Here is an 11862-nt window from a genome sequence, read left to right as displayed (position 1 = left end):
TTGCCCCCTGCCGCTATCCTTCAAAGGCTTAAACCGGACCATCACATTCAAGGACGAGGTGAACCATGCCCTATACCCTTTATCGCGGCGATGAGCGCAGCCCCGAGGCCATTCGAGATGCTGGCGGCTTTGGTGCCTGGGTGTCCCTTACCCTTACTCAGGCAAGAGCCTTGGTGGGGCGTTTTAACAATGCCAGCACCGATGACGTAGACCTGCCGCGCCAGGCGCACCGGCTGATAGCCCAGGTGAATACCGGCAAGAAGGCCAAACTGCTTGATTTGACCCGCTATGTGAAGGTCATCCGCGATCGCACCAGCGTGCAAGTCTCGACCGACCTCACCCCCGAATGCGGCGGTTATGCCAGTGGCAACATCTTCAAGATGCGCTTTGACACCCTCTACAGCCATGACAGCCAAACCGGCCTTGTCATCCACAACCCCGATTCTTTGGAAGTGACCAGCCACTTTGGCGCCAAGGTCATCACCGACACCGGCGATCTGGCCACCGCCCGGCTGATCGCCATCACCAGCAAAGGCAACGAGGTGTATTTTCTTACCCCCATCCCGGTGGCCAACATCAGCCACTGCAAGCTCAAAGGCAGCGACAGCTGGCAAGCCGTGTAAAGCGGGCGGCGGCTTTTGGGGCGATAGTCTTTTCACGGCCAAGGGCTTTACGGCGCGCCAGTAAGGGCTCAAGGTTTTGATAACGATCGGATTTTTTTGCTCTGGCCTGAAAGACAACGGCCCGGGCAAAGGTCTGGTAGGTAACTCTCCTTGCCCATGAGGCCGATGTGATGGCGCGAAAATTTACCCCTTCAGTCAAGCTCACCGACAACGACGTTACCGACGAGTCTGTGTATCGCCAGCGCAGGCAGTTCTTAAAAACCCTGGGTTTTGTCGGCGCTTCGGCGGCCCTTAGCGGCCCGGCCCAGGCTTTTGGCTTGTTTGGCTCCGACGATAAAACCCCGGTGGCCAGTACCCAGCCGCTGGTCTTTACCAAATCGGCCAAATACCAGACCAGCGAGACCCAAACGCCCTATGACAAGGTCACCACCTACAACAACTTCTACGAGTTTGGGACTGACAAAAGCGACCCGGCCGAAAATGCCCAGGGCTTTAAAACTGACCCCTGGACCTTGACCATCGACGGCATGGTGGAAAACCCCCTGACCCTCGACCACGGCGCCCTCACCAAGCGCTTTGCCCTGGAAGAGCGCATTTACCGTATGCGCTGCGTTGAGGCGTGGTCCATGGTCATTCCCTGGATTGGTTTTGAGCTTGGTACCCTTATCAAGGCCGCCAAACCTTTGAGTAGCGCCAAGTACGTGGCCTTTACCACCCTTTACGATCCGGCGCAGATGCCGGGGCAGAAGAGCCGTTTTGTGGGCGGCGGCATCAACTACCCCTATGTGGAAGGGCTGCGCCTTGACGAAGCCATGCACCCGCTAACGTTGCTGAGCGTCGGCCTGTACGGTAAAACCCTGCCGCCACAAAACGGCGCTCCCATCCGCCTGGTGGTGCCCTGGAAGTACGGTTTTAAGGGCATCAAGTCCATAGTCCGGGTCACCCTCACCGATCAGCAGCCCGGGTCCACCTGGAACATTTTGGCGCCCGATGAATACGGCTTTTATGCCAACGTGAACCCCCATGTAGACCACCCTCGCTGGAGCCAGAAAACCGAGCGGCGCATCACCACCGGTGGCCTGTTCTCCACCAAGGTGATCCCCACCGAGATGTTCAATGGCTATCAGGAAGTGGCGCCGCTTTATCAGGGCATGGATCTGAAGAGGTTCTTCTAAACGATGCTGCTGAAAAAACCGCTGCGCCTATCACGGCCCTGGCTGCTGGTGTTAAAGACCCTGGTTCATCTGTACCTGCTGGGCTATTTGGCGCTCACCTTCTACCAGGCGGTGACCGATCAGCTGGGGGCAGATCCGGTACAAGGGCTGCTCAATTTCACCGGCATTGGCACCGTCAACCTGCTGTTTGCCACCCTAACCATCTCCCCCATGGCCCGTTGGCTGCCCTGTGGCGATCTGATGCGCTTTCGGCGCATGGTAGGGCTCTATGCCTTTGCCTACGCCGCCTGCCATTTTTCCACCTACCTGGTGTTTGAGTTGCAGCTTAACTTTGCCCTGCTTTCCAGCGAGATAGCCAAGCGGCCTTACATTCTGGTGGGCTTTAGCGCGCTGATGCTGCTGCTGGCCCTGAGCATCACCTCTTTTATGGCCATACGCCGCAAGATGGGCAAGCGTTGGCAGCAGCTGCACAATATGGTGTATCTGTGCCTGTTTTTGGCGCTGCTGCATTATTCGTGGTCACTGAAAACGGTGTGGGGCGACCCGCTTATTTACTGGGCGGCAACCCTCTTGGTGCTCTACACCCGCAGGCAAAAGCTGAAGAACTGGTGGCTCTCGAAGCGGCGTAAACCGGCGCCGGTTGCCAAGCGCGCTTCATAGCTGCCCCGCGCGTTGCCCGGGCAGCCAAGGCGCTGCTCGGGTATACTGCTCGCCTTACCCCAAGGCTGGCCTTTCATGAGCAATCAACAACCCAACAATCCCCTGCACGGCATCACCCTTGAGCAAATTGTCACCCGCCTGGAGGCGTATTACGGCTGGGACCAACTGGCGCTGCACGTCAACATCAACTGCTTTAAAAGCGACCCCTCGGTAAAATCCTCCCTTAAATTCTTGCGTAAAACCCCCTGGGCCCGGGCCGAGGTAGAAAACCTCTTTATCCGTACCTTCAAATAAAAAAGGCGCCTGGGGCGCCTTTTTTATTGCTGATTGTCTGACCGCCCAAGTTATCAAGCCGTCGCGAGCGAAGTGGAGACAAGGCAAAAGCCGTATCAACGAGCTAGGCAGGCTTGATCAGCACTCGATAATGTTCACGGCCAAGCCGCCGCGGGCGGTTTCTTTGTATTTGGCCTTCATGTCCTTGCCGGTATCGAACATGGTTTTGATGACCTTATCCAGGCTCACCTTGTGGTCGCCGCTGCCGCGAAGGGCAAGGCGGGCGGCGTTGATGGCCTTGACCGCGCCCATGGCGTTGCGCTCAATGCAGGGCACCTGCACCAGGCCGCCTACCGGATCGCAGGTTAGCCCGAGGTTGTGCTCCATGCCGATTTCGGCGGCGTTTTCCACCAGGTGGCTGCTGGCACCGAGGATCTCGGCCAAGGCCCCGGCGGCCATGGAGCAGGCCACACCCACTTCGCCCTGGCAGCCCACTTCGGCGCCGCTGATGGAAGCGTTTTTCTTGTAAAGGCTGCCGATGGCGGCGGCGGTGAGCAGGTAACGCACCGCCAGTTCTTTATCCACCTTCTGCACGAACTTGTCGTAGTAGGCCAATACCGCCGGGATGATGCCGGCCGCGCCGTTGGTGGGGGCAGTCACTACCCGGCCACCGGCGGCGTTTTCTTCGTTGACCGCCAGGGCAAAGAGGTTAACCCAGTCCACGGTGTTTAAGGGGTCGACGTTGCGGTCACCCTCGGCCACCAGTTTGCGGTACAGGCCAGGCGCCCGGCGTTTGACCTTAAGGCCGCCGGGGAGGATACCTTCGGTTTTGCAGCCCCGGTCGATGCAGGCTTTCATTACCTGCCAAATATGCCAGATGTTGTCTTCCACCTCGTCGCGGGAGCGCAGCGCCAGCTCGTTTTGCATCACCAGGCTGGAGATAGACAGGCCGTTTTCTTCACACAAGGTGATGAGCTGATCGCACGAATCAAAGGGGTAGGGCTCGCGGGTGGCGTCGGCCACCACGATGGCCGCTTCTTTCTCGGCGTCGAAATCTTCATCGGCCACGATAAAACCGCCGCCGATGGAGTAATAAATCTTGCTCAGTAGCTCCTGCTCGCCCTGGTAGGCCACCAGTTTCATGGCGTTGGAGTGTTTCTTCAGGGTTTTGCGGTGGTGAAAGATAATGGCGCCTTTTTTGGGAAAGGCAACGCTGTGCTTGCCCAGCAGGCTGAGGGTTTCGTCTTTTTCAGTGGCTGCAAGCAGGGCGGGGATTTTATCGACATTGACGGTGTCGGGATCTTCCCCGGCCAGGCCCAAAATCACCGCTTTGCCGGTGCCGTGGCCGATACCGGTTTGGCCAAGGGAGCCGTACAGCTCCACCAGTACCTCGGTGGTATTGGCCAGCAGGCCTTGCTCGTCAAGGATCTCGGTAAATTTCTTGGCCGCCTTCATGGGGCCAACGGTGTGGGAAGAGGAGGGGCCAATGCCCACCTTGAACATGTCAAAAACCGAAATCATGACGTTAAATCCAGTAGTGCTTAAACGGCGCAGAGTGTGAACGTCAACGTTAACATTGGCAAGGGTGCCAGCCCAGCTTATTACCCCTAAATTTTCTTATGCGAAAAGGCCGGGGCCGGCTCAGGCCATGTGCAGCGCCAAATCGTGGAAGATACCGGCGGTAGCGCCCCAGATAAACCAGCCCTGCCAAGGCAGGAAGTAGACGCTATGGGGCTGGCCCAGGCGGTTTACCTGCATCTGGTGGTAGTTGTTAAGGTTCAGCACCACCGCCAGTGGCACCTCGAATACCGCGTCCACTTCGTCGATGCTGAGCTGCCAGGGAAAATCCGCCGGCGCCAGCCCCACTATGGGGGTGATGCGATAGCGCGACACCGTAAAAAAGGGGTTGAGCTGGCCAAGAGGCATGACATCGGCCGGCGGCAGGCCCACTTCTTCCCAGGCTTCGCGAAGGGCGGCATGGGTGTGGCTTGGGTCGGTGTCGTCTACCCGGCCACCGGGCAGGGCAATTTGCCCGCTGTGGCTGCGAAGGGTTTGAGTGCGGCGGGTGAGCAGTACAGAGGGCTCTGGCTTGTCGAGAATGGCCACCAGCACGGCGGCCTCACGGGCGTTACTGAGCTCGATGCCCCGGCTGGCCGGGGCCAGGGAGCGCAGCAGAAATTCGGGCGCAAAGGGATTCATAACAACGGCAAGATGCGCGACACCTTGTCTAAGGTCTCCTGGTATTCGTCCTGTTCATTGGAGTCGGCCACCAGGCCGCCACCGGCCCAGCAATAAAGCTGCTGGCGCCAGGCCACCAGGGTGCGAATGGTGATGGAGGTGTCCATGTTGCCATTGGCCGACAAATACCCCATTGACCCGCAATAAAAGCTGCGCCGCTGCGGCTCTAGCTCTTCGATGATTGCCATGGCCCTGACTTTGGGGGCGCCGGTGATGGAGCCTCCGGGGAAGGCGGCAGCCAGCAGATCGACGGCGCTGTTGCCCTCGGCCAGTTCGCAGGTCACGGTGGAGACAAGATGATGCACCGCCGGGAAAGATTCAATCTCAAAAAGCGCCGGTACCGCAACGGAGCCGGGGGCGGCTACCCGGCCAAGGTCGTTACGCAGCAAATCGACGATCATCACGTTCTCGGCCCGGTCTTTGGGGCTGGCTTTGAGGGCAGCGGCCTCGGCGGCGTCTTGGACCGGGTCGCTGTGGCGCGGCCGGGTGCCTTTGATGGGCTTGGTTTGCACCTGGCGGCCCTGCACCTTTAAAAACCGCTCCGGGGAGATGGACAGCAGCGCGCCGTCATCGAGGCGCATAAAGGCCGAAAACGGTGCGGCGTTTTGCTCGCGAAGGGTGAGATACGCCTGCCACTCGTCGCCTTCATAAGGGGTGCTAAAGCGCTGGGCCAGGTTGATTTGGTAGCAATCGCCGCTGCCAAGGTAGTGCTGCACCTTTTGAAATTTCTCGCCGTATTGGTCGCGGCTCATGTTGGCCTGCCACGGGCCGGTGCGCTTAAACGGCGCCGCTTCTGCCTCAATCTGGCGCTCAAGCCAGGCCAGGCGAAGGGCCGGGTCGTCAAGGCTTATCAGCACTGTCTCCTGGGTGTCGTGGTTGGAGATAACGGCCCAGTCGTAAAAGCCTAAGGCCAGCTCGGGCAGGGCGATGTCGGCATCGCTCAAGCTCGGTAAGGCTTCAAGGCTGCGGCCAAGGTCGTAGGCAAAGGCGCCAAGGGCGCCGGTGGCGAAGGGCAAATCGCTTTTTATCTCAGGCCAGGCGGCCAGTTCTTGCTTAATGGCGGCAAAGGGCGTGAGGCTGTCTTGCACCTTGTCGTTTCTGACCACCTTACCGGCGCGGCTTTCCAAGCGCACCAAGGGGTCGGCGCTGAAAATACTGTATTGGCTGTCGGGGTGTGCGCTTGCTGCAGAGTCCAGTAAAACCGCCCAGGGCAGGGCGCTCAGCGGGGCAAACCGCTGCAACAGACTCTTACGGTCAAGATAGGGCAACGCAAGGCAATTGAGTTCCATCAGGCTTGGTTTCCATGGCCGTGGCTATGTATGATTAGCGGCACATTATAACGACTCGGACGCGAGTCCAGGTGAGCAAATGACCGTAATCCGTAAAGAAGACTTTATCGAGAGCGTCGAAAGCGCCCTTCAGTACATTTCCTACTACCATCCTCTCGACTTTGTCCAGGCCATGAAAGAAGCCTACGACAAGGAAGAATCCAAAGCGGCCAAAGATGCCATTGCCCAGATCCTCATCAACTCGCGCATGGCCGCCGAAGGCCACCGCCCGCTGTGCCAGGATACCGGTATCGTCACCTGCTTTGTGAAAATCGGCATGAAGGTGCAGTGGGATTCCGACCTCACAGTACAAGAGATGGTGGATGAAGGTGTGCGCCGTGCTTACCTGAACCCCGACAACCCGCTGCGCGCCTCCATTGTGGCCGACCCGGCCGGTGCCCGTAAAAACACCAAAGACAATGCCCCAGCCGTGGTGCATATCGACATGGTGCCGGGCCACCACGTAGAAGTGCAAATCGCTGCCAAGGGCGGCGGCTCTGAGAACAAATCCAAGATGGCCATGCTCAACCCCTCTGACGACATCGTCGAGTGGGTACTCAAAACCCTGCCCACCATGGGCGCCGGCTGGTGCCCGCCCGGCATGCTGGGTATTGGCATCGGCGGTACCGCCGAAAAAGCCGCGGTGCTGGCCAAAGAATCCCTGATGGAGTCGGTGGACATTCACGAGCTCAAAGCTCGTGGCGCCCAGACCACCGAAGAAAAACTGCGTCTGGAAATCTTCGAGAAAGCCAACCAACTGGGCATCGGCGCCCAGGGCCTTGGCGGCCTGACCACGGTGCTGGACATCAAAATCAAATCCGCCCCCACTCACGCCGCCTCCAAGCCGGTGGTGATGATCCCCAACTGCGCCGCTACCCGCCACGTGCACTTCCACCTGGACGGCACCGGCCCGGCCGAGCTCACCCCGCCCAAACTCTCCGACTGGCCAAAAGTGACCTGGGAAGTGGGCAGCGACGTGCGCCGCGTCAACCTCGATACCGTCACCAAAGAAGACGTTGCCAGTTGGAAAATGGGCGAGACCATTTTGCTGTCCGGCAAAATGCTCACCGGCCGCGATGCCGCGCACAAGCGCATCCAGGAAATGCTCAAAAACGGTGAGCCGCTGCCGGTAGACTTTAAGAACCGCTTTATCTACTACGTGGGCCCGGTTGATGCCGTGGGCGACGAAGTGGTTGGCCCAGCCGGCCCCACCACCTCCACCCGTATGGATAAGTTCACCGATATGATGCTCGAAGAAACGGGCCTTATCGGCATGATCGGTAAAGCCGAGCGCGGCCCGGCTGCCGTGGAGTCCATCCGCAACCACCAGGCCGTGTACCTAATGGCCGTGGGCGGCGCTGCCTACCTGGTGGCCAAGGCCATCAAGAAAGCCGAAGTCAAAGGCTTTGCAGACTTGGGCATGGAAGCGATTTACGAATTTGAAGTAGAAGACATGCCGGTGACGGTGGCCGTGGACAGCCTCGGCAACAACGCTCACCAGCAAGGCCCGGCCGAATGGAAAGTGCGCATCCAGGAAGCCATCAAAGCCTGATGATGGAAAGAGGGTCAGCCTGGCTGGCCCTCTTGTTTTTTTAAGGGAGCAACAATAATGAAAATGACCACTTTGGCGCTGGCCACGCTGGCCGCTGCCTCAACCTTGCCTGCACTGGCCAAACCCCTGACCATTGACGACGTTATCAGCCTCAACAAGGTACACAGCGCCGTTATCACCCCCGACGGCAAAGCCGCCATTTTCGGCCTCAAAAAAGACGGCCAGTCCAACCTCTACTGGCAGGACCTAGACACCGGCAGCCGCAAACAGCTCACCAGTAACCCCAGCACCGAAAGCGACGTGACCGTCAGCAGTGACGGCAGCGCCGTCTACTTCCTGGCTGACCGTGGCCAGGGCAGCCAGGTTTACATGCTGCCCCTTGGCGGTGGCGAAGCCCGCCCGGTCACCCACTTGCCGCTGGATGTGGCCGGTTACAAGCTGGCCCCCAACGGCCAAAAGATCGTGGTGGAGATGTCGGTATGGCCGAGCTGCAAAACCCTTCAGTGCAGCATCGACAAGCAAAAAGAACTGGCCGGTAAGAAATCCACCGAGCGCACCTACGACCAACTCTTCGTGCGCCACTGGGACACCTGGGCCAACGGTTTTGTAAACCACCTCTTTGTGGCTGATGTTAACGGCGGCAAGGCCGGCGATTTTAAAGACGTGATGCAGGGCCTCGATACCGACAGCCCGCCCAAGCCGTTCTCCGGCATGGAAGAGGTGTCCTTTAACAGCGACGGCTCCAAGCTGGTTTACTCGGCCAAGGCCCCTGGCAAAGACCACCCCTGGACCACCAACTTTGATCTTTGGGAAGTCGACCTTGCCACCGGCCAAACCGTCGACCTCACCAGCGACAACCCGGCCTGGGACGCCCAGCCCACCTTCAGCAGCGACGGCCGCTACATGGCCTGGCTGGCCATGAGCCGCCCCGGTTACGAGTCTGACCGCTACCGCATCATGCTCAAAGACCTTCGCACCGGCCAAGCCCGCGAACTGGCCCCCCAGTGGGACCACAGCGCTGATTCCCTGGCCTTTGCCTCTGACGCCAAAACCCTGCTGGTAACCGCCCAGGACACTGGCCAGCACGGCCTTTACGCCTTTAACGTCGACTTTGGCGACATGAAGGTACTGAGCCGTGACGGCACCGTCGGCTCCTTCTCCGAAGGCGCCGGGCGGGTGCTGTTCTCCAAAGACAGCCTCAACCAGCCCAGCGACCTGTACGTCGAAGACAAAGACGGCTTTGGCTTAAAGCAAGTCACCCACGTTAACGCCGACAAGCTCAAAGACCTGCAAATGGGCGATTTTGCCCAGTTCAGCTTCCCCGGCTGGAACAACGAAACCGTGTACGGCTACTGGGTAAAACCGGTGGGCTACGTTGAAGGCAAGAAATACCCCGTTGCCTTCCTTATCCACGGTGGCCCCCAAGGCAGTTTTTCCAACCATTGGCATGGCCGCTGGAACGCCGAGCTGTGGGCTGCGGCTGGTTATGCGGTGGTGATGATCGACTTCCACGGCTCCACCGGTTACGGCCAAGCCTTTACCGACTCCATCACCGGCCACTACGGTGACCGGCCACTGGAAGACCTGCAAAAGGGCCTGGATTTCATCGCCAAGCAAGAGCCGTGGATAGACGCCGACAACGCCTGCGCCCTCGGCGGCAGCTACGGCGGCTACATGATCAACTGGATAGCCGGCAACTGGAGCGACAAGTTCAAGTGCCTGGTCAACCACGACGGCCTCTTTGACCTTAAATCCATGTACTACACCACCGAAGAGCTGTGGTTCCCCGAGCACGACATGGAAGGCACCCCCTGGGACAACGCCGCCATGTACGACCGCTGGAACCCCGCCAACTTCGTGAAGAACTGGAAAACCCCAATGCTGGTGGTACACGGCGAGCAAGATTTCCGCGTGCCCCTCGGCCAGGGCCTGGGCGCCTTTACCGCGCTGCAGCGCCGCGGTGTGGAGTCTCGTCTGGTGGTCTACCCCAACGAAAACCACTGGGTACTGCACCCCGAAAACCAGAAGGTCTGGTACAAAGAAGTGCTCAGCTGGATGGACAAACACACCGGCAACACCGAACCGGCGGCCGACGCCAAAAAATAACCGTTACCCGTGATTGAAAAGGCGCCCTGGTGGCGCCTTTTTTTGTCGATATTTGATGGGCTTAGCTTTACTTGCCATGGGCAGGGTGGTTAAGGTTGAGTTCATCGGCAAAACACCAATGCCAAACAAGGACGTACAGCAGATAACAGGGACGGTATCAGCATTTGGGAGCTGTAACCTAAGGGCGGTAGCGTGCCTCTAGCCCAAGTCCAAGCCCCGGTCCAACGGGCTCACCACGCCACTAAAGTGCTGGCCCAGTAAATGGGTATAAATCTGTGTGGTGCGCACGTCGCTGTGGCCCAATAGCTCCTGCACGGTGCGAATGTCATAGCCCGAAGCCAGTAACTGGCTGGCAAAACTGTGCCGAAAGGTGTGGCAGCTCACCCGCTTATGAAGCTGTGGCAAGGTAGCAACCGCTTGTTTCAAAGCCTTTCGGCACGCTGTCTGGTGAAGGTGGTGGCGGCAAAGTACGCCGCTGTGAGGATGGTTGCACAGGGTTGTTGAGGGGAACAAAAACATCCATCCTGGCTTTTGCCAAGCAGTGGGATATTTACGAGACAAAGCCATCGGAAGGGAAGGGCCAACACCATTGGCTAGGTCGAAATCATGTTGCTGTAAAGCGATAGCTTGCTGCTTGTAAATAAGACTGCTTAAGGACGATGGCATTAATGTCATCCTGTCTTTTTTACCTTTGCCATCGTGAATGGTAATGGTTCGGCGTTGGTAATCGAGATCCTGAAGTCGCAGCCGTAAGCATTCGCTAATCCGCATGCCGGTACCATAAAGCAGTGGGAAAATAAGGCTGTAAATACCCTGCAAGAGAGTAAATATTTTAGCCACCTCTTCAGCAGTTAATACTGTTGGCAGATAACGCCCCGTATGTGCCATTTCAAAACCGAGGTTTCCCAAAGGTTTTTCCAACACGTTGCGATACAGAAAATTCAGAGCGTTCAGCGCCACCTTCTGGGTATTCGCTGCCACCCTACGCTCAGAAGCTAGCCAGCTCAGGAAGGCCCGAACTTCTTCATCTCCCAGCTGAGCGGGGTGGGCTAACCGATGAAAGCGAATGTAAAAGCGGATCCAGTAAAGGTAGCTGTGCTCGGTACGCACGCTGTACTGACGTAGCCTAATTTCTTGTCTGACCGATTCAAGCAGTTGGCTTGCCATGGCAAACTCCAGTATGTATGTACATACAGTATATCTAGTACACCTATCTAAACAGGGCTATTGTGACAACGCGCTAGGCTCGCTTTTACTGGAACGACCAGTAATAAGCTGTTAAAAAGTAATATGATTTAACTCATCCGATGTGATGATAACGAGCGCATGTCTCGCATAAAAACGAGACCGCTCGGTTTTGTGGAGCCATTCTTGGCTTATATAAGAGGATCTAAAGGAGGATCAGTAGGTTAAGCTTGTAATACCAACTGGTCATATGAGTGAAAGCGAGCGCGCTCGCTAATAAAACTGTTATGAGTAATTACGAATGAGCAAGATTAAGAGTCCCCAGGATAAAAAAGAACTAAGCTATTCTCGGGACCGCAGAAACTGCTTTGGTGAGAATGACAAAGGAAGTAGGAAAAGCATTCGAAAGAATAAGCGGTCTAGTGAGCATGCTTTAAGGTCAAAGGTGCAGCGATTAAGGTCACTTGGTGGTTTTGATTTTGATGTGGATTTGGCGATGAATGCGGAGAATGAGTTCCTCAATTCATCCAAATTAACTAGATTGCGAGGGTTCAGGAAGCTTCCTGATCAATCACTGAAAGAACACATTCTTTTGCAAGTAAGAAAGAGAACCAAGAGATATGGCCGCAAGAAAAACTCATAACAAGCCAATGCACGCGGAGCCAGCTACGTTCCACAATTTTTGTGGTATCGCTGCGCTCTTTTACCACAAAAATTGCTCC

10 protein-coding genes are annotated in these 11862 nt (G+C 57.4%); 6 read left to right on the top strand and 4 right to left on the bottom strand.

All coding sequences use genetic code 11. The annotated features are described in order from the left end of the window. Positions 1-65 precede the first annotated feature (65 nt). The 4 genes from EDC28_RS12315 to EDC28_RS12300 all read left to right on the top strand — a co-directional run bounded on the left by EDC28_RS12315 (position 66) and on the right by EDC28_RS12300 (position 2752). A complete protein-coding gene (locus EDC28_RS12315; RefSeq protein WP_123421812.1) occupies positions 66-623 on the top strand; it encodes a hypothetical protein in 558 nt (185 codons plus the stop codon). Positions 624-793: 170 nt separating this feature from the next. After that, complete coding sequence (gene msrP, locus EDC28_RS12310; RefSeq protein ID WP_123421811.1) at positions 794-1798, top strand: protein-methionine-sulfoxide reductase catalytic subunit MsrP; 1005 nt, start codon at positions 794-796, stop codon at positions 1796-1798. Between the two features lie 3 nt (positions 1799-1801). Then, a complete protein-coding gene (locus EDC28_RS12305) occupies positions 1802-2458 on the top strand; it encodes a protein-methionine-sulfoxide reductase heme-binding subunit MsrQ (protein ID WP_123421810.1) in 657 nt (218 codons plus the stop codon). A gap of 75 nt (positions 2459-2533) precedes the next feature. Continuing rightward, positions 2534-2752, top strand: a complete 219-nt coding sequence (locus EDC28_RS12300) for a VF530 family protein (RefSeq protein WP_050659498.1) — start codon at positions 2534-2536, stop codon at positions 2750-2752. 117 nt (positions 2753-2869) lie between these two features. On the opposite strand, the gene EDC28_RS12295 is transcribed toward EDC28_RS12300, so the two are convergent. The 3 genes from EDC28_RS12295 to pabB all read right to left on the bottom strand — a co-directional run bounded on the left by EDC28_RS12295 (position 2870) and on the right by pabB (position 6258). After that, complete coding sequence (locus tag EDC28_RS12295) at positions 2870-4252, bottom strand: L-serine ammonia-lyase (RefSeq protein ID WP_123421809.1); 1383 nt, start codon at positions 4250-4252, stop codon at positions 2870-2872. 120 nt (positions 4253-4372) lie between these two features. After that, positions 4373-4930 (bottom strand): CoA pyrophosphatase, encoded by a 558-nt coding sequence (locus EDC28_RS12290; RefSeq protein WP_123421808.1) that lies wholly within the window; start codon positions 4928-4930, stop codon positions 4373-4375. Then, positions 4927-6258, bottom strand: coding sequence for an aminodeoxychorismate synthase component I (gene pabB, locus EDC28_RS12285; RefSeq protein WP_123421807.1), 1332 nt, complete (start codon positions 6256-6258; stop codon positions 4927-4929). Before pabB ends, EDC28_RS12290 begins: the two co-directional genes overlap by 4 nt. Positions 6259-6337: 79 nt before the next feature. Here pabB and EDC28_RS12280 point away from each other — a divergent pair, with 79 nt between their 5' ends. Then, a complete protein-coding gene (locus EDC28_RS12280) occupies positions 6338-7849 on the top strand; it encodes a fumarate hydratase (RefSeq protein WP_123421806.1) in 1512 nt (503 codons plus the stop codon). A gap of 57 nt (positions 7850-7906) precedes the next feature. After that, positions 7907-9955: a dipeptidyl-peptidase 5 gene (locus EDC28_RS12275; RefSeq protein WP_123421805.1), complete on the top strand. Its 2049-nt coding sequence runs from the start codon at positions 7907-7909 to the stop codon at positions 9953-9955. Between the two features lie 198 nt (positions 9956-10153). Here the strand turns inward: EDC28_RS12275 and EDC28_RS12270 are convergent, their stop codons facing one another. Next, positions 10154-11122 carry an integron integrase gene (locus tag EDC28_RS12270; RefSeq protein ID WP_123421804.1) on the bottom strand — a complete coding sequence of 323 codons (969 nt, stop codon included), beginning with the start codon at positions 11120-11122 and terminating at the stop codon, positions 10154-10156. Between the last annotated feature and the right edge of the window lie 740 nt (positions 11123-11862).

Source organism: Gallaecimonas pentaromativorans (assembly GCF_003751625.1).
Classification (GTDB): Bacteria; Pseudomonadota; Gammaproteobacteria; order Enterobacterales; family Gallaecimonadaceae; genus Gallaecimonas; species Gallaecimonas pentaromativorans.
This window is presented reverse-complemented; position numbering and strand designations above follow the sequence as displayed.